General features: G+C 62.2%; 19 protein-coding genes and 1 riboswitch. Of the genes, 11 read left to right on the forward strand and 8 right to left on the reverse strand.

Features of this window, described 5'->3' with window-relative positions; all coding sequences use genetic code 11:
- Positions 1-191 precede the first annotated feature (191 nt).
- A complete protein-coding gene (locus tag G3N94_RS06040; protein WP_205791188.1) occupies positions 192-1,424 on the forward strand; it encodes an adenylate/guanylate cyclase domain-containing protein in 1,233 nt (410 codons plus the stop codon).
- Between the two features lie 125 nt (positions 1,425-1,549).
- Here G3N94_RS06040 and G3N94_RS06045 read toward each other — a convergent pair whose 3' ends face one another.
- Together G3N94_RS06045 and G3N94_RS06050 are read right to left on the reverse strand one after the other, a co-directional pair.
- Entirely contained in the window at positions 1,550-2,257 is a 708-nt protein-coding gene (locus tag G3N94_RS06045; RefSeq protein ID WP_205791189.1) for an RraA family protein, read from the reverse strand.
- 1 nt (position 2,258) lies between these two features.
- Entirely contained in the window at positions 2,259-3,173 is a 915-nt protein-coding gene (locus G3N94_RS06050) for an EamA family transporter (RefSeq protein WP_241021624.1), read from the reverse strand.
- A gap of 111 nt (positions 3,174-3,284) precedes the next feature.
- On the opposite strand from G3N94_RS06050, the gene G3N94_RS06055 reads away from it, so the two are divergent.
- Positions 3,285-4,214 (forward strand): LysR substrate-binding domain-containing protein, encoded by a 930-nt coding sequence (locus tag G3N94_RS06055; RefSeq protein WP_205791191.1) that lies wholly within the window; start codon positions 3,285-3,287, stop codon positions 4,212-4,214.
- Positions 4,215-4,377: 163 nt separating this feature from the next.
- Positions 4,378-4,896, forward strand: coding sequence for a hypothetical protein (locus G3N94_RS06060; RefSeq protein WP_205791192.1), 519 nt, complete (start codon positions 4,378-4,380; stop codon positions 4,894-4,896).
- A 248-nt stretch (positions 4,897-5,144) separates the two neighbouring features.
- Here G3N94_RS06060 and G3N94_RS06065 read toward each other — a convergent pair whose 3' ends face one another.
- Both G3N94_RS06065 and G3N94_RS06070 read right to left on the reverse strand, forming a co-directional pair.
- Complete coding sequence (locus G3N94_RS06065; RefSeq protein WP_205791193.1) at positions 5,145-5,471, reverse strand: hypothetical protein; 327 nt, start codon at positions 5,469-5,471, stop codon at positions 5,145-5,147.
- 168 nt (positions 5,472-5,639) lie between these two features.
- Entirely contained in the window at positions 5,640-6,665 is a 1,026-nt protein-coding gene (locus tag G3N94_RS06070) for an AraC family transcriptional regulator (RefSeq protein ID WP_205791194.1), read from the reverse strand.
- A 351-nt stretch (positions 6,666-7,016) separates the two neighbouring features.
- Between G3N94_RS06070 and G3N94_RS06075 the strand changes: the two genes are divergently transcribed.
- The 7 genes from G3N94_RS06075 to G3N94_RS06105 all read left to right on the forward strand — a co-directional run bounded on the left by G3N94_RS06075 (position 7,017) and on the right by G3N94_RS06105 (position 13,213).
- Positions 7,017-8,264 (forward strand): dienelactone hydrolase family protein, encoded by a 1,248-nt coding sequence (locus G3N94_RS06075; protein ID WP_205791195.1) that lies wholly within the window; start codon positions 7,017-7,019, stop codon positions 8,262-8,264.
- Between the two features lie 40 nt (positions 8,265-8,304).
- Positions 8,305-9,093: an SDR family oxidoreductase gene (locus tag G3N94_RS06080; RefSeq protein ID WP_205791196.1), complete on the forward strand. Its 789-nt coding sequence runs from the start codon at positions 8,305-8,307 to the stop codon at positions 9,091-9,093.
- Between the two features lie 64 nt (positions 9,094-9,157).
- Positions 9,158-10,396, forward strand: a complete 1,239-nt coding sequence (locus G3N94_RS06085) for a styrene monooxygenase/indole monooxygenase family protein (RefSeq protein WP_205791197.1) — start codon at positions 9,158-9,160, stop codon at positions 10,394-10,396.
- Between the two features lie 5 nt (positions 10,397-10,401).
- Positions 10,402-10,956: a flavin reductase family protein gene (locus G3N94_RS06090; protein WP_205791198.1), complete on the forward strand. Its 555-nt coding sequence runs from the start codon at positions 10,402-10,404 to the stop codon at positions 10,954-10,956.
- Positions 10,957-10,992: 36 nt separating this feature from the next.
- On the forward strand, positions 10,993-11,952 hold the full coding sequence (locus G3N94_RS06095; protein ID WP_205791199.1) for a transporter: 960 nt from the start codon (positions 10,993-10,995) through the stop codon (positions 11,950-11,952).
- 82 nt (positions 11,953-12,034) lie between these two features.
- Positions 12,035-12,589, forward strand: a complete 555-nt coding sequence (locus G3N94_RS06100) for a GNAT family N-acetyltransferase (RefSeq protein ID WP_205791200.1) — start codon at positions 12,035-12,037, stop codon at positions 12,587-12,589.
- Between the two features lie 60 nt (positions 12,590-12,649).
- The gene (locus G3N94_RS06105; protein WP_205791201.1) at positions 12,650-13,213 is read left to right on the forward strand and encodes a hypothetical protein; all 564 of its coding nucleotides are present in this window, start codon (positions 12,650-12,652) and stop codon (positions 13,211-13,213) included.
- Here the strand turns inward: G3N94_RS06105 and G3N94_RS06110 are convergent.
- Both G3N94_RS06110 and G3N94_RS06115 read right to left on the reverse strand, forming a co-directional pair.
- Positions 13,206-13,487 (reverse strand): antibiotic biosynthesis monooxygenase family protein, encoded by a 282-nt coding sequence (locus tag G3N94_RS06110; RefSeq protein WP_205791202.1) that lies wholly within the window; start codon positions 13,485-13,487, stop codon positions 13,206-13,208. The two genes, G3N94_RS06105 and G3N94_RS06110, sit on opposite strands and share 8 nt — an antisense overlap.
- 94 nt (positions 13,488-13,581) lie before the next feature.
- Positions 13,582-14,037: an Lrp/AsnC family transcriptional regulator gene (locus tag G3N94_RS06115; protein ID WP_205791203.1), complete on the reverse strand. Its 456-nt coding sequence runs from the start codon at positions 14,035-14,037 to the stop codon at positions 13,582-13,584.
- A gap of 118 nt (positions 14,038-14,155) precedes the next feature.
- Between G3N94_RS06115 and G3N94_RS06120 the strand changes: the two genes are divergently transcribed.
- The gene (locus tag G3N94_RS06120; RefSeq protein WP_205791204.1) at positions 14,156-14,704 is read left to right on the forward strand and encodes an alpha/beta hydrolase; all 549 of its coding nucleotides are present in this window, start codon (positions 14,156-14,158) and stop codon (positions 14,702-14,704) included.
- Between the two features lie 71 nt (positions 14,705-14,775).
- On the opposite strand, the gene G3N94_RS06125 is transcribed toward G3N94_RS06120, so the two are convergent.
- Both G3N94_RS06125 and G3N94_RS06130 read right to left on the reverse strand, forming a co-directional pair.
- Positions 14,776-15,735, reverse strand: a complete 960-nt coding sequence (locus G3N94_RS06125; protein WP_205791205.1) for an alpha/beta hydrolase — start codon at positions 15,733-15,735, stop codon at positions 14,776-14,778.
- 39 nt (positions 15,736-15,774) lie between these two features.
- Positions 15,775-16,407, reverse strand: coding sequence for a LysE family translocator (locus G3N94_RS06130; RefSeq protein ID WP_205791206.1), 633 nt, complete (start codon positions 16,405-16,407; stop codon positions 15,775-15,777).
- 20 nt (positions 16,408-16,427) lie between these two features.
- Positions 16,428-16,511, reverse strand: a riboswitch (ZMP/ZTP riboswitch).
- Positions 16,512-16,569 lie beyond the last annotated feature (58 nt).

Below are 16,569 nucleotides of genomic sequence, written 5' to 3' on the forward strand. Positions count from 1 at the left end.
TGACGCAGAGGAGGAAAGAAAGGGAGGTTGATCTGCTGTAGAAAAGAACGATGCGGACCCCGAATCCCGGGAAACGCAAATCGCACATTCTTGATCGCCAGGATTTCCTAGGATTGAGGCAGGATCTGTAGCCGCCCGGACAGACGACATGCATGTCCTGTACACAACGCCGCTTTCGCATGAGGTGAAGCATGTCGAACCTCAACCTCGAGCCGCTTTCGGACGCGCCGGAGCTTTGCGTGCGCAATGTCAGGCTCCGCGCGACGGACAATCTCCAGACGAAACGGGACAAGCTCGCACGCGTCATGGTGGATGAGATGTACCAGTTCGTGGGCTTGCTGGACGCGAACGGCATGACCCTCGAGGCCAACCGGGCAGCGCTCGAAGCGGTTGGCCTGCGGATGGACGATGTTCAGGGCAAGCCGTTTTGGGAGACGCGTTGGTGGCTCGTTTCGCCGCAGACCCAGGCTTTGCTGCGGGAGCTGATCCGACGCGCAAGCGACGGGGAGTTCGTCCGCTGCGACGTCGAAATCTACGGTCACGCAACGGGTGACGAGACGATCGTCGTCGACTTCTCGCTCCTGCCCATCAAGGACCAGAGCGGCAAGGTCGTGTTTCTGCTGCCGGAAGGCCGCAATATCACCGAAAAGAAGCGCGCCGAAGCCGAGATTGCTCGAAAGAACGAGGAATTGCAGGCAAGCCGCGAACTGATCCGTCGCCAGCACGACGAGCTTCAGCACCTCTACGACAAGCTCGTGGCCGAGCAGAAGGTGTCGGAGCGGCTGCTCCTCAATTTGCTGCCCTATCCGATCGCAGAACGGCTGAAGGCACGTCACGCACTGCTCGCCGACAGCATCCCCGAAGTCATCGCCGACAGCTTTCCGGAAGTGACTGTTCTGTTCGCGGACATCGTGGCGTTCACGCGATTTTCGGCGGGCATGAGCCCCGAGCGGTTGGTGAGCGTGCTTGATGAAATCTTCAGTGAATTCGATACCCTCGCCGACATCCGTGGCCTCGAGAAGATCAAGACCATCGGTGACGCCTACATGGCAGCCGCTGGGCTGCCGGAGCCGGCCGCAGATCACGCGGCGCGCGCGGCGCATATGGCGCTGGACATGACCGACGCGCTGACGCGCTTCAATCAGCGCCGCGGCTACAACCTGCAGATGCGCATCGGGATCAACAGCGGCGCGGTGGTGGCTGGCGTCATCGGCAAGCACAAGTTCATCTACGACTTGTGGGGCGATGCGGTCAACACGGCCAGCCGGATGGAATCCCACGGTGTGGCGGGACGGGTGCAGGTAACGGATGCGACCCGGCACCGGTTGGGTGAACCGTTCGTGTTCGAAGAACGCGGGACGATCGAGGCGAAGGGAATCGGCAAGCTGCACACCTGGTTTCTGTCCGGCCGAAGCGATGCCTGATGCGATTGCTGTACGTGGCGGTGACGCGCGCAACGCATCTATTAGTCGGTAAGCAATCCGACCTTGTATTGGAGGGACTGCGTTCAACGTCAGCACAGCTCCCTCTTGCCCTTCCCTATGGAGACTTACTCCTCGATCGCACCACCAACCGAGCGAAGGTACTGCCGGAACGTGAGGTTTGCATCGGCGTTTCGTGCCGCGATGTACTCGTCGAAACGTGCCTGCTTCCTGAAGCTGGTACCCAGTTGCATACGGGTCGCCTGCTGGCGCTCGGTGTCGCGAATCGTAATGGCAAGCTCTGCGACGGCACCGGCCTTGTCAAGCGGGACAAACAGAACACCATCATCGTCGCCCAAGACGAAGTCATTCGAAGTGACGAGATGCTCGCCAACATGGGCCGATGAGAGCACTTCCGCATCTACCGGATCGAGACGTTGCGGTCCGGCGGGCACTGCACCCAGACTGAAGAACGGCAAACGGATCGTGCGCAGTTCTTGCGTATCCCGGTGCAAGCCCCAGATCACGATGCCCGCGAACCCGGCGCGGCTCGCCTCCAGCGTGATCAGGTCGCCCACACACGCTTCGTCAAGTCGGCCACCGTTATCGACGACCATCACGTCGCCCGGCGCCGCGCGATCGATGGCCTCGAGGAACACGTCGACGCTACCGAAGTGCCGTACCGGGTTGACGCGGCCACTCAGATGCGTGCCATCCCACAACGGGCGCGTGCTCGCAGGTGCAAAGCGTACCGGAACACCCAGACGCATGCACGCATCGGCGACGTGAGGTGTCGTGAGGTCGAGATAGGTGCGCTGAAGCTGTACGGTATCCATGTCATTTCTCGTCAGATGACGCTGATTGATTTTCGCCTCGCAGGTCCCGATCCTGTACGACCGAACCGATACTGGCACCGATTACACACAAGGTGCCGGCGATCTGCAGTGGTGTCAGCGGCTGCGACAGGACGATGAAACCAATCGCTGCTGCGATCGCCGGCTCCGCACTCATCAAAATACCGAATGATGCGGATGGCATGCGCCGCAGCGCGCTGAGTTCAAGCACGTATGGCAACAACGGCACGAGCAGAGCCAACCACGCGGCGTCCAACAGTTGCCTGCCGGAGATATGCCCACCACTTTGTTCGAGGCCGAATGGCGTCATGACCACAGCCGCGACGATCAATGAGATGGCCAGACCCTCAAGTCCATCAAACTGCTGGCCGACATGTTTCAACAATACGATATAGGCCGCCCAGCACAACGCCGTGCCGACCGGGAAAAGGAGAACCCAGGGCTCATCCACGACCCAGATCCCGTCGCGGCGGGCCAGTAGCCATACGCCCAGCGCGGCAAGCACCGGATAGACGAGCATCGTGGGCCGGCGCACGCCAATCGTCGCGACGGCAAGCGGTCCGAGGAAACCGATCGCCACGGCGAGACCGAGCGGCACGCGATTGACCGACTCGAAATAGCACAGCGTCATTCCGGCCATCGCGCTACCCAGGATGATGGCCGCAAGCCAGCGTTGGCGCGAATAGGTACGAATTTGCGGCCGAGTCACCATTCCGAGCACCAGCGCAGCGACGCATAGACGCAACCAAGTTGTGCTGGCAGTGCCGTATTCGGCTAATACCGGCCGCGAAAGCGCACCGCCCAGCTGGATGCTGGACATCGAAACAACGCAGAACAGCGGCGCAATGGCTTTCGACAGCCAGGAAGAAAAATCCGCCATCACCACGGGCCGGGTCATACTCGATCGATCGCGCATCGCAGGGCATACCAGTTAATGTGTGCTCGATGGTAACGGGACTAATCGCCTTGGTATAAGCTCATATTTTTTATCGTCGCATCAGGGATATTTATGATCCGCGATCTCGACAGCACGCTCCTGCGCACGTTCGTCACCGTGGTTGAAACTGGCGGCGTCAGTGACGCGGCCGTGGTGCTGCATCGAACGCAGGCCGCCATCAGCATGGCGTTGCGCCGGCTGGAAGAAGAAGTCGGTCAACGCTTGCTGGAACGTTCACCGCGCGGAGTCAAACCGACGGCGGCAGGCAATGTGCTGCTCCCCTACGCGTACAAGTTGCTCAACGTCGGATTGGCCGCGCGCGCCGCACTCAATGCAGAAGAGATTTCTGGCGCGGTCAGGCTTGGCATGCTCGAGGACATCGCCACAGGACATTTGCCGCATGCGCTGAAACAGTTCGCGGCATCCTTTGAAAACGTCACGCTCGAAATCGTGATCGACACGAGCCCAGCCTTGTCGCAGCAGCTCGCTAAAGGCAAGCTCGATATCGTGATCGGCGATCCCACATTGATTCATGCAGAACCCATTGTCACGTGGCAGCATCCGCTTCGCTGGGCAGCAACAGACATGACGGAAATGCGTTTCGGCGATACTCCGGTTCCCATCGTCGCGTTCGCAGGTGGCTGCCCCTGGCAGGACAAAGTGTTTGCTTCACTGCGCGAAGCCGGTATCGTGTGGAAAGTCGTTTGCACGAGCACGAGCCTGTCCGCAATTCAGTCGGCTGTTCAGGCAGGATTGGGAATCGCGGTGTTGCTCGACAGGAATATTCTGCGCGGCACGATGCGTGCGCTCGATCCGCGTGAATTTGGATTGCCGACCCCCCCGGCCGCCAGCTTCGGACTGTTCACCTGTACGGATGCAGATGACCAGACATCTGCTGCCGCGACATTGCAGCGATTCCTGATTCATACACTGGAACTTGGCACACCAGAAGGCAAGGAACAGGAATCCGCGACCGTCCTTAACGCACGCCTTTCAACGTAAGCAATCCGGCGCGGTTCAGTTCCGTTCACGTCTGGACGCGCAGATCAACAGCTCGGGCTCGCGTCCGATTCGCACCATGTTTTGACATTGAGATACATCGGCCGGTACGCCAAAGTTGTCTTTGCTTGCGCTCTGGTGCGCAAGCGCGACGCGGATCGAACCGATGACCCGACCCACCGGTAAGCCCAACATCAGCGATGCGTTGAATGCGCGTGCTCCGCATAGTCGCGGGCCGGTGCTTCGGGTCGCGTTGAGCTTATGGGGCATCGACGAACGCGACGCGCAGACATGGCTCGCGGGACTGCGGTCGCTGCACCCCCGCCTGGATTGGTGGATCGCCCGCGACCGCGCGGCCGCCGGCTACGACATCGTTGTGCATGTCGTCAAACCGACCGCGCATCGGCCGGGCGGATTCTGCTGGAACTGTATCGGCGCAAACGGCGCACTGAACCGGTCGCTCGCAGGCACACGTACCGAAATCGCGTTGTTCGCCGGCGACGCGAGCCAGTTGCCGCACCGACGCTCGGGCTTCTGGGCGGTCGCGGGCGCGCTCGACACCGGCTCGGCGCTCGACGCACTCGGACGATCGATGCACGCGTCGGCCGGGTGTCTACCGGACGGACGGATCATGGTGCGGCGCGACCTGTTGGCGATGATCGCGCAGCGGCTCGACGCGATCTGATAGCCGGGCGACGACGCCCCCCGTTCCGCACGACATCCGTCTCGAACAAAAAAAAGCCCGCGATCTGCGGGCGAACTTCGCTGAGAGAAACCCTTGTCCAACAGGACGGTTGATCTTACTACCCGAAAATCACGCATTCGAGACGCGTAAACCCTCTTGCGGCTTACCCGTTCCATACAGCGAAAACCCCTGGATGTCCGTACGCCGTACGGAGGAGCCTGCAGCCCGGACCGGGATCTCCCAAACGCTCAGTGCAGTTGCCGCCTCAGGTCCGAAAGCTCCGAGTGCATCGAGCTCACTGCATTCTTTACCCGGGTATCGAGGCCGCCAGCCTGCATGCAAGCCCGCTCGGCTCGATCGCCAATCCGCTCGAGATCGTCGACCCATTGCCGGATGCGATCTTCGTCATGGGATGACATGATCTTCTTGCCGGACTTGCATTCCCTGTCCAACTCATCCATCCAGTTCATCAGATCCTTCGGGATCGTCTTGTCCGAGTGGCAAGTCCGCGATGCCTCGCTGACCGTTTGCTGAAGATGAGTGAAGCGTTGCTGCATTTCACTCGCTTGCAACATGATGATCTCCTTTCGAAGCCTCCGCTTCAGACGAGCCGACGCAGCGCAGGGCGCCGCGTCGGCCCTGAAAGTCGCCGTTCGCAGGCTTCAGCCGGATCGCAGGAATGTTGCATTGCGCCAAAGCGGCAAGCTCGCCCGCGAAGGGTGGGCTTATAGTGTAGGTCATCCTCAACACCGCACCCGCCGCGTCCTGAGCGTTGCCGACGGCGACTCCCCGAACGCGCGCTTGTAGTCGATCGAGAAGCGCCCAAGGTGCGCGAATCCCCATTTCAGCGCAATGTCCGTCACCGACGCGAGCCCCGGCGTCTGCTCGCTGAGCAGCTCGTCGCGCACATGCTGCAGCCGAAGCTGCCGCACGTAAGCCATCGGCGTCGTGCCATGACGGTTCCGGAACCCGGCAAACAGCGTGCTCGGGCTGACGCCGGCCAGTTCGGCGAGCCGTTCGATCGTCAGCGATTCGTGCAGATGCGTTCGGATGTACTCCTCGGCCCGCCGTACATAGAACGGCGCGAGTGCCGTCGGCATGCGTCGCGCACCCGTGCGCACATTGTTCGGGTGGCCGTAAAGCAGGATGTTGAGCAGCGTCGATTCGAGTTGCTCGAATGCCAGCGGATGACGCAACGGATGCGCATCCGAGGCGATCACGTCGGCAAGCATCGGCAGCAGTTGCGCGAGACACGCGCCCTGCGACGAAGACAACGGGAACTCGGGGTCGAACTCGATCGGCGAGCGCCGGTCGTCGCCGAGATGTCGCGCCGCATGCCGCTCCAGCACCTCGCGCTCGATGCGCAGGATCGCCTGCGGACAGGCATCGCCCCAGCGCATTTTCAGCGACAGCGTCGGCGAGATCAGCGACGCCGTGCCCGGCGACGAAATGAAGTGCTTCGACCCGCAGACGATCTCCGCCTGGCCTCGCAGCGGGATCTGCAGCAGAAAGAAGTTCTCGAGCGGTCCCGGCTCGATGCTGACTTCACTGCCGTAGTCGAGCAGATTCAGCGACAGGTCGCCGCAGCGCGCGTGATGCAGGCAACTGTGCAACTCGCGCGTATGCCCGGTCAGCGTCAGCCGATGAGGTTTGAAGACATCCCCGACGCGCGCGCGCACCTCGTCGAAATCGTTCGACTTCAGCAGCAGGTTGCCCTGGTTGAAACAAGCGGCCTCGGCAAGCCAGCCCGTCCCGGAAAAATGCGCCATCGAAGTTCTCCCGTCATGCTCGATTGCACCCGCACGGTGCATGCGTTCCCGATCCGGCGAATCCGGTCACACGACCCGGATAAGGTCCGGAGTATCCGGACAGTCCGGCCTGATAGAACGCAAGTCCCGCGCAGATAACGCAAGAAGCGGACCATTTGCGCATCGTAGAAAACTGCGCGGGGCGTCCGTATCCGCATATACCCGCAGTTCGGCATGCGACTGGGCAGGCCCGGCCGCCGGATCGTCAGGTTTCCGGAATTCACGGACACCGACCGAAGAAAGCGGATAGAAGCGCCAGTTTCGTCCACCAATACTAGGCCCGTCACAAACATCAACGGGACGGAGGGACACATGAAACGACGTTATATCGACATTCCATCGCCGGACGGCGGAACGTTTCGCGCATACCTGAGCACGCCGGCCACCGGAAAGGGGCCGGGTATCGTGCTGTGTCACGAGATCTTCGGCGCAAACGCGACGATGCGCGAAGCGGCCGACTACCTTGCCGAGGAAGGTTATACGGTGCTCGTGCCGGACCTGTTCTGGCGCCAGTCGCCGGGCATCGAACTCGGCGACTCCGCAGCCGATTTCGAGCGCGCGATGGCACTTTACCGGCAGTACGACGAAAACAAGGGGGTCGAGGACATCGGCGCGGCGCTGAACGTGCTGACGCAAATGCCCGAATGCACCGGCGAGGCCGGCGTGCTCGGCTACTGCCTCGGCGGCAAGCTCGCCTACCTCGCTGCATGTCGGCTGCCGCGCGTGGCCTGCGCGGTCAGCTACTACGGCGTAGGCATCGAGCATGCACTGGACGAGGCGGCTCACCTGCGCGGGCGTCTCGTGCTGCAGATCGCCGGACAGGATCGCTTCTGCCCGCCCGACGCGCAACAGCGCATCGCCGAAGCGTTGTCCGACCATCAGGATATCGAAGTGTATGTCTATCCCGGCGTCGATCATGCGTTCGCACGCGTCGGCGGCGATCACTGGGACAAGGCAGCCGCGGTGATGGCGCACGAGCGCACGATCGCCGCATTCCGCCGGACGCTCGGCCCGCATTACGACCTTTCGGCGCTTTGGGAAGTCCACCTGAAGCACGAATTCGATACGCGCAACGTCGACGCAACGATGGCCACGATGGTGGCCGACCCCTACGTGAATCACATTCCGACGCTCACGGGGGGCGTTGGCTACGAGGAGCTCAAACGCTTCTACACGCATCACTTCGTGCATGCGAATCCGCCCGACACGACGATCACGCCGATCTCGCGCACGATCGGCGCAAGCCAGATCGTCGACGAACTGCTGTTCTGCTTCACGCACACCACCGAGATCGACTGGATGCTGCCCGGTGTCGCGCCCACCGGCAAGCGCGTCGAGATCCCGCTCGTCGCGATCGTCAAGTTCCGCGGCGACAAGCTCTATCACGAGCACATCTACTGGGACCAGGCCAGCGTGCTCGTGCAGATCGGCCTGCTCGACCCCGCTGGCCTGCCGGTCGCGGGTGCCGAAACGGCCCGCAAGCTGCTCGACGAAACCGTTCCGTCGAACGGACTGATGCGCCGCTGGCAGCACAGCGCACCGTCGCCGCACCGCCATTGACCGTGCGCTGCCCTCACCTACCGTTTCCCGGAGACACCCCATGACTGTCCTTGCTGGCAAAGTCGCGATCGTCACCGGCGGCGCCACGCTGATCGGCGCCGCTGTCGCGCAGGATCTGAGCCGCGCCGGTGCGCGCGTCGCGGTGCTCGATCTCGATGCGCAAAACGGCGCGCGCGTCGCGGAAACCCTCGGCGCACACGGAATGTTCATCGCCACCGACATCACCGACGACCGTGCGATCGAACACGCGGTCTCGGCGATCGTCGAACGGTTCGACGCGGTCGACGTGCTCGTCAATCTGGCCTGCAGCTACGTCGACAACGGCATCCACGCCAATCGCAACGACTGGCTCGCGGCGATGGACGTCAACGTGGTGTCGGCTGCGATGCTGGCCAAAGCCGTGCATCCGCACATGGCGCGGCGCGGCGGCGGCGCGATCGTGAACTTCAGCTCGATCTCCGCGCAGTGCGCACAGACCGGCCGCTGGCTTTATCCGACGTCCAAGGCGGCGATTCGCCAGCTTACGCGCAGCATGGCGATGGATCTCGCGCCCGATCGCATTCGCGTCAACTCGGTGTCACCGGGATGGACGTGGTCGCGCGTGATGGACGAACTGACCCACGGCGACCGCGCGAAAACCGATCGCGTCGCCGCGCCGTTCCATCTGCTCGGGCGTGTCGGCGATCCGTCGGAAGTCGCGCAGGTGGTCACGTTCCTGTGCAGCGACGCCGCGAGCTTCGTGACGGGCGCTGACTACGCGGTGGACGGCGGTTATTCCGCAATGGGCCCCGAGCAGGCCGTGCCGGCCATTCCGCGGCTCGCCGAATGACCGCGGCCCACGGCCGGCCATCGAACCTGTTCCGACTGGAACGCCATCAATCAAGGACCTTCTCATGAGACGCATCGCCATCGTCGGCGCCGGCCAGTCCGGCCTGCAACTCGCTTTCGCCCTGCTCGACCAGGGCTACCAGGTCACGCTCGCGACCAACCGGGACGCGGAGCAGATCCGCACCGGCAAGGTCATGTCGAGCCAGTGCATGTTCCATACCGCGCTGCAGATCGAGCGCGATCTCGGCCTGAACACGTGGGAAGAAGCGTGTCCTGCCGTCGAGGGCATCGGCGTCGCGGTGCCGCATCCGGACCGCAACGGCCTGAAGGCGATCGACTGGTCGTCGCGGCTGACCCGCTATGCGCAGTCCGTCGACCAGCGCATCAAGATGGCTGACTGGCTCGAAGCCGTCCGGTGCCGTGGCGCGGACGTGCGCATCTGCGACGTCGGCGTGCCCGAACTCGAGGAACTGGCCCGTAGCCACGATCTCGTGCTGCTCGCGGCCGGCAAGGGTGAAATCGTCAACCTGCTCGGCCGTGACGACGCGCGCAGCGCGTTCGGCCGCCCGCAGCGCGCGCTCGCCCTCACCTACGTGAAGGGCATGACACCGAGCCAGCCGTATTCGCGCGTGCGCTTCAACCTGCTGCCGGGCATCGGCGAGTATTTCGTGTTCCCTGCGCTCACCACGAGCGGTCCATGCGAAATCATGGTGTTCGAAGGCATTCCGGGCGGCCCGCTCGACTGCTGGGCCGACGTGAAGACGCCCGAGCAGCATCTCGACAAAAGCCTGTCGTTCCTGCAGCAATATGTGCCATGGGAATTCGAGCGGTGCCGCGACGTCGAGCTCACCGACCCGAACGGCACGCTGTCCGGGCGCTTCACGCCGACGGTGCGCAAGCCGTTCTTCCGCCTGCCGTCGGGCCGCACGGTGTTCGGCATGGCCGATGCCGTGGTGGTCAACGACCCGATCACCGGCCAGGGATCGAACAACGCCGCAAAATGCGCGAAGGTGGTTTTCGATGCGATCCTCTCGCGTGAATCCGCGCCGTTCGGCGAAGACTGGATGCATGACACCTTCGAACGCTACTGGGCCTATGCGCAGCACGTCGTGCGCTGGACCAACTCGCTGCTCACACCGCCGCCGCCGCACATCCTCGAACTGCTCGGCGCGGCCGGCAGCATGCCGTCACTCGCCGCGGCGATCGCCAACGGCTTCGACGATCCGCGCCAGTTCTCGCCGTGGTGGTTCGAGCCGTCGGCGTGCGCGGCGCTGATTCGCGAACACAGTGCGCGTTCGGAGTGAACGACATGGAAACCATCGTCATGCACGATTCGGCCGATCTCGACGCCACCGCCCGGCCGGCCGTCGACCCGGCGCAATTGCGCGCCGCGTTCGGGCAGTTTCCGACTGGCGTCACCGTGATCACCACGCGCGCGGCCGACGGACGCAAGGTCGGTCTCACCGCCAACTCGTTCTCGTCACTGTCGCTGGACCCGCCCCTCGTGCTGTGGAGCTTGCGCAAAGCCGCGCCGAGCTGCGCGGACTTCGTCGCGTCCACCCATTTCGCGATCAACATTCTCGCGCACGACCAGATCGACCTGTCGCGCCGCTTCGCGACACCCCACGCCGACAAGTTCGACGGCGTGCTTCACGTGGCATCCGGCGCAGGCGGCGTGCCCTGCCTCGAAGGCGCAAGCGCGCGCTTCGTCTGCCGCAACGTCAGCCAGTACGAAGGCGGCGATCACCTGATCTTCATCGGCCGGATCGAGCAATTCGACGCGTTCGGCAAGGCACCGCTGGTGTTCCACGCGGGGCAGTACCGTGCGATCGCGGCTCACCCTGCTCTTTCTTGTCCCGTTTAATTAGTCATGCAAATAAATATGAAGGAGGTGATTCAGATGAAATACCGCTTTCGCCCGCTTGCCATCGCAGGCCTCGTGCTGACGACTTGCATTGCCGGAACCGCTCCGGCCGATGCGGCCGACCTGCCGAGCGTCAACCTGGGCATGACGAGCTTTCTCGACGGGATGCCGCCAGCCGGCTCCGGATGGTACGGCACCCAGTACTTGCAGTACTACACGGCCGGCCGCATCAACGACAATGCGGGCAACAAGGTCGGCCTGCCGAAGCAGGACATCGATGTGTTCGCCGGCTTGAGCCAGCTCGTCTATCAGTCGCCGCTGACGTTCGCGGGGCTGCATCCGGGGCTCGACGTGATCCTGCCATGGGTCGCGTCCGTGCATACGGACGACGGGATCGGCAACGTGGCGCTGAATTCGCGCGCCGGTTTCGGCGATCTGTTGATCGGTCCGTTCATCCAGTTCGATCCGGTGATGGGCGCGCAGGGGCCGCGCTTTGCCCAGCGCGTGGAATTCCAGTTCATCGCGCCGACCGGCGCATACGACGCGTCGCGCGCGATCAACCCGGGCAGCCATTTCTGGTCGTTCGATCCGTACTGGGCGGCCACGTTCTGGCTGACGCCGAAGTGGACGGTGTCATGGCGCCTGCACTATCTGTGGAATGCGACCAACCATCGTCCGTCGACTTCGCTCGGCCCGGACGTGACCTCGACCCAGGCGGGCCAGGCGATCCATGCGAACTTCGCGACCGAGTACGAGGTTCGTCCCGGTCTGCGTCTGGGCCTCAACGGATACTGGCTGCGCCAGACCACCGACATGAAGGAAAACGGCCAGGATGTGCCCGGCACGCGAGAAGCCGTATGGGCGATCGGCCCCGGCGCGATGTACAGCTTCTCGCCGAAAGATCATCTGATGTTCAACGCGTACTTCGAGGTCTATGCGCGCAACCGGCCGCAAGGCACGCGCATGGTGCTGCGCTATGTGCACCATTTCGATTGACGCGCGGGTGGCGCCTTTTGCTGTATCGTAGCCGCTGCTGCGCGCACGCGCCGCGATCCCGTCAACCCACGCCCAAGCCACGATGACGACGAATGCCCCGTCCCCCGTCAGCACCGCACCCGTTCTCGAAACCGCGCGCCTCGTTCTTGCAGCTCATACGGTCGACGACTTCGACGCGCTCGCGGCGATGTGGACGGAACCCGCGGTCGTCGCGCATATCGGTGCCGGCACGCCTTCGACGCCACGGGAATCCTGGATGCGCATGCTGTCGTATCGGGGACTGTGGCCGTTGATCGGCTACGGGTACTGGGCGATTCGCGAGAAGGCATCCGGGCGTTACGTCGGCGATCTTGGCTTTGCCGATTTCCATCGGGCGCTGGAGCCGTCGATTCGGGGCATTCCGGAGGCCGGCTGGGCACTTGCGACCTGGGCGCACGGCAACGGATACGCGACCGAAGCGCTGACGTGCGCGCTCGCATGGCTGGATGAACAACACCGCTTCGAGCACAGTGTATGCCTGATCTCACCCGGCAATGTCGCGTCGATTCGCGTGGCCGAAAAGGCTGGCTATGCAAACCCTGAACCGGTCCGGTTCAACGACGCGGACACGCTGATATATTCGCGCGCCTGCCGGTGAATGATTGCGGATCGAGCGCTACACCGCTCGCCGTTAACAAGACGTTAGCAAGAACGATTCATGTCCGAACATCCGCAACTGAGATACACGCCCGATATCGTCGAAATGCCGACGCTCTGGCTGGACGCGACTGCGCTCATCGAGGAAACGCGCACCGAGGCCGTTGCCGAACTCAGGGCTTGCGGTGCGCTCGTCGAGAATAGCCGCAACCGCTTCGCCGAAGATGGTCCATGGTGGCTGCCCGTCGACCTGATCAAGCTCGCACCCGATCGCCTCGTGCAGATTTTTCCGCAGGCGATCGACACGCTGAAGATGCATGTCGCCGCGCACTATGCCAGATTCGGCTACACGCCGATCAGTTACGGCACCTTCGACGACGTGCAGCGCGAATTGCGCGAGTTCGTCCGGTCGCCGCCCGGAGAATGGCAGAATCTGGGAGGCGAGCGCGGCGATTTTGTCGAAGGCTGGCGCTTCACCGATACCTTCGCTGTCCATGCCGTGGACAGTGGGCGCGACGGCATCCAGGTCGTGATCGGCACCCGTGAAAACCTGATTGCCCAGGTCGACGCGCTGCTCGAATCGCTGCGTGAGCGGCTTCAAGGCATCGGCGCGCCAACTATTTGACGGCCACTTCCGTGTGAACGGCCTCGGGCGGTTTGGCGAAGAAGGCCCCGACCAGCCGCCGCCATTCGAGGAAATCGTCCGACTGCCGGAAGTGCACCGTGTGATCCTCGACGGTTTCCCACCGCACGATCAGCACATAGCGAGTCTCGTGCTCGACGATCCGGTGCAATTCCGCGCTGCCGCACCCTTTCGCGCGGGCAAACAACGGCAGCGCATTTTTCACGCCCGCTTCGAATTGCGCCTGGGTTCCCGGGAGTACGTCGATATGAGCCATTTCCAGTATCACGCTTTCCTCCTGTCAGTGTGTCGTTGAATGACAGGGATCATACCTTGCGCTGCGATGCGCTGTGTCGCTGCATATTGATGTACTACCTGATTTCACCAATCGCCTTGGGCGGATAGCTTGCCAGGACGATCGAGGTCGTCACAGGTCCGAATCTGGCCAGCGCGTCGATGACGGTTTCCAGCTGCTTCATTCTTCCCGCTACCACACGAACAATGAAGCAATCGTTGCCCGTGATGCGGTGAGCCTCGATGATCTCAGGCATCGTCGCGAAAGCTTTCAGGCATTTCGTAATCTGCGCGTGATTCGTTTGCAGGCGGATTAGCGCGGAGATGTCGCGACCAACCAGCCCGGCGTTGATTCTTGCCGAGTAACCTTCGATCACGCCTTGCTCCTCGAGTCGCCTGATCCGGGCGCTAACCGCTGGTTGCGACAATCCGATCTGCTTGCCTAGCTCGGTATTCGTCACGCGCGCATGCGTTTGCAGCGCCTCGATAATGCGCCAGTCGAGTCGATCCAGTTCCACCTGCTTAGGTTTCATTCGTGCATACCCGTCAATTCCGTGCATTCGAAGCCTGTGGGCAACGATTTCATTGGTTCGGCCATTCTAATAGAGACCATCGGCTTTTACACTGGATACTCATTCAGGGAGGCTAAACATGAGTCGACGCGTTCTGACCGTGCCTGGTCACGGCAATTCGGGAGCAACACACTGGCAAAGTATCTGGGAGGCTGCAAAGCCGGGGCACTGGCGCCGCATGAAGATCGAAGACTGGGATCACGCCGTCTGCGACGAATGGGTAGCGGCAATCGATCGCGAAGTGGCGGCTCTTGGTCCTGATACGATCATCGTCGCTCATAGTCTCGGGTGCCTCGCGGTGGTGCATTGGGCCACGCGTCACGCGGCCGCCATTCGAGGGGCACTGCTCGTCGCTGTTCCGGACCCTTCGACATCAGCCTTTCCCAGCGCCTTCAGCATCGGGTTCTCGCCCGTACCGTCAGCAGGATTGCCATTTCCCAGTATCGTGGTTGCGAGCAACGACGATCCCTATGCGGCAATCGGTTATGCACAGTCCTGTGCCAGTACATGGGGTAGCGAATTTCTCGACGTCGGAGCACGCGGACATTTGAATGCCGCCAGCCAACTGGATGACTGGGCTGACGGGTACCGGCTCCTGCAGAATTTTGACGCGAGCGCCCCTACCTGACTGGCAAGTTGCCCGGATTCATCATCGCGGGAGTACGTCGCTGACCGTTACAACGAACCAATGTCACGCTGTCACGAGCGTGATCGGTTGCCGGCAATCTCCCGCAGGAATCGGATCGAAGCCTGCTCCAGTTGTGCGATGCCAGGCTCCTCCACCGGAAAGTGACCGCAGTTTTCCAGCATCACCAATCTCTTCTCGCCCTTGATGCGGTCGAAGAACTGCCGGCTCGATTCGAAATTCGTCCAGCGGTCGTTTTCGGGGTGTGCCAGCAGGACAGGACAGTGGTCGAAGTCCTCGGGCTCAATGTCCGGCCGCACGGCGAAAATCGACTGCATGAAATTGACTGGCACACGTACGCCGCCGCCATTAGGATCCTCGGCAACGAGCCGGTTTAGCGATGGATCGTTCGACATCGCGCCCATTTTGGTAAACCACTTCACGGGCAGTCTCAGTCTGCCGATCAGAGGGGTGCAGAAGGGCAACAGGGGCATCATGACGTGGCGCACCAGCGCGTTGCGGGCAAACTGTCGTTTCACCAGCGACGAGCGCGGATCCGCAAGGGTTGTGGCGATCACGCCAGCAATCGGACCGTCACCCATTCGCGCAGCGCACAGGTAAGCCAGATAGCCACCAAGGCTTCCGCCGCACAACACGACGCGCCGCCCAGTGTTCCGGTATTCGATGGATGCCAGATCGCATAGCAAGTCGGTCCACGCCTCGTAAGTAACCAGTGAAGCAGGCGCCTGACTCAATCCATATCCCGGTAGATCCGGAGCGACTACCTCGTAGCCGGCGCCGTGCAGCAACTTGCCAATCGGCGCGAACAGCCGGCCATACCCTCCGCCTCCATGCACGACGATCACCGTCAGCGGCGATGCAGCGCAGGGAAATCGATCAACATGGATCGATGCTCCTTTCCAGGGGAGCCGCTCTTCATTAGGGCCGTTGGCGGCGGTTACTCGCGCATGTGCGGGAAAAAACGATTGGTACTGCTTCCAATAGCTTTCCGTCTTGTAGCTTGGCTGGGGCATCGGTAGATGATGTGCGGGACGCGCTAGAGCGAGTCGTTGCTATTTCCTGGATTCGCACGCCATCCGGACCGCCAGACCTGTCAGAACGCCGCCCATCAGCCAGCGCTGCACCGACAGCCACGACGGGCGTCCTGACAGGAAGATAGATATCGATCCGGCTGTCACGACGATCAGTGCATTCACCGCGAGGCTGATCGAAATCTGAACGCTGCCGAGCGCCAGCGATTGGGTAAGGACACTGCCGTGTCCTGGCGTAATAAACTGGGGAAGCAGAGACAGATACATGACGGCGATCTTGGGATTCGCCAGGTTAGTGACAAAACCCATGCCAAAGAGCTTCGTTGGCGTATCGACCGGTAGGTCGCGCACTGCAAACGCGGACCGTCCGCCCGGTTTGACCGCTTGCCAGGCAAGATACAGAAGGTACAAAGCACCGCCAAAGCGAAGCGTGTCGTACGCGTAAGGTACCGCAAATACGAAAGCCGTGATTCCGAATGCCGCACAGAGCATATAGAACACAAAGCCCAGCGCAACGCCTCCCAACGAAATGAGGCCCGCGCGTCTACCTTGGCAAATTGAGCGGGAAATCAGATAAATCATGTTCGGCCCCGGCGTTATCACCATCCCCAACGCCACAAGAGCGAACATGAGCAATTGCGTGAAATCAGGCATGACCCATCTCCAAAGGTAGCAGGTAATGCCCAGGCGCGCGGCGGCCAACAACCTCACGCTCCCCGATAGTGCCCTATCTGTATGCGCCAGTCACATGAGTGCAGAGATCCTAGCACGTCTTCTGTTTCCGCGACGCCCACGGCCACGTATGGGATCCCGCTC

It is taken from the genome of Burkholderia sp. Ac-20353, from assembly GCF_017104785.1.
Taxonomy (GTDB): Bacteria; Pseudomonadota; Gammaproteobacteria; order Burkholderiales; family Burkholderiaceae; genus Burkholderia.

Excerpts from the sequence above, each read along its gene's own strand:
- G3N94_RS06040 (WP_205791188.1), top strand. The coding sequence starts at position 192 with ATGTCGAACCTCAACCTCGAGCCGCTTTCGGACGCGCCGGAGCTTTGC.
- G3N94_RS06045 (WP_205791189.1), bottom strand. The coding sequence starts at position 2,257 with ATGGATACCGTACAGCTTCAGCGCACCTATCTCGACCTCACGACACCT.
- G3N94_RS06050 (WP_241021624.1), bottom strand. The coding sequence starts at position 3,173 with ATGACCCGGCCCGTGGTGATGGCGGATTTTTCTTCCTGGCTGTCGAAA.
- G3N94_RS06055 (WP_205791191.1), top strand. The coding sequence starts at position 3,285 with ATGATCCGCGATCTCGACAGCACGCTCCTGCGCACGTTCGTCACCGTG.
- G3N94_RS06060 (WP_205791192.1), top strand. The coding sequence starts at position 4,378 with ATGACCCGACCCACCGGTAAGCCCAACATCAGCGATGCGTTGAATGCG.
- G3N94_RS06065 (WP_205791193.1), bottom strand. The coding sequence starts at position 5,471 with ATGTTGCAAGCGAGTGAAATGCAGCAACGCTTCACTCATCTTCAGCAA.
- G3N94_RS06070 (WP_205791194.1), bottom strand. The coding sequence starts at position 6,665 with ATGGCGCATTTTTCCGGGACGGGCTGGCTTGCCGAGGCCGCTTGTTTC.
- G3N94_RS06075 (WP_205791195.1), top strand. The coding sequence starts at position 7,017 with ATGAAACGACGTTATATCGACATTCCATCGCCGGACGGCGGAACGTTT.
- G3N94_RS06080 (WP_205791196.1), top strand. The coding sequence starts at position 8,305 with ATGACTGTCCTTGCTGGCAAAGTCGCGATCGTCACCGGCGGCGCCACG.
- G3N94_RS06085 (WP_205791197.1), top strand. The coding sequence starts at position 9,158 with ATGAGACGCATCGCCATCGTCGGCGCCGGCCAGTCCGGCCTGCAACTC.
- G3N94_RS06090 (WP_205791198.1), top strand. The coding sequence starts at position 10,402 with ATGGAAACCATCGTCATGCACGATTCGGCCGATCTCGACGCCACCGCC.
- G3N94_RS06095 (WP_205791199.1), top strand. The coding sequence starts at position 10,993 with ATGAAATACCGCTTTCGCCCGCTTGCCATCGCAGGCCTCGTGCTGACG.
- G3N94_RS06100 (WP_205791200.1), top strand. The coding sequence starts at position 12,035 with ATGACGACGAATGCCCCGTCCCCCGTCAGCACCGCACCCGTTCTCGAA.
- G3N94_RS06105 (WP_205791201.1), top strand. The coding sequence starts at position 12,650 with ATGTCCGAACATCCGCAACTGAGATACACGCCCGATATCGTCGAAATG.
- G3N94_RS06110 (WP_205791202.1), bottom strand. The coding sequence starts at position 13,487 with ATGGCTCATATCGACGTACTCCCGGGAACCCAGGCGCAATTCGAAGCG.
- G3N94_RS06115 (WP_205791203.1), bottom strand. The coding sequence starts at position 14,037 with ATGAAACCTAAGCAGGTGGAACTGGATCGACTCGACTGGCGCATTATC.
- G3N94_RS06120 (WP_205791204.1), top strand. The coding sequence starts at position 14,156 with ATGAGTCGACGCGTTCTGACCGTGCCTGGTCACGGCAATTCGGGAGCA.
- G3N94_RS06125 (WP_205791205.1), bottom strand. The coding sequence starts at position 15,735 with ATGCCCCAGCCAAGCTACAAGACGGAAAGCTATTGGAAGCAGTACCAA.
- G3N94_RS06130 (WP_205791206.1), bottom strand. The coding sequence starts at position 16,407 with ATGCCTGATTTCACGCAATTGCTCATGTTCGCTCTTGTGGCGTTGGGG.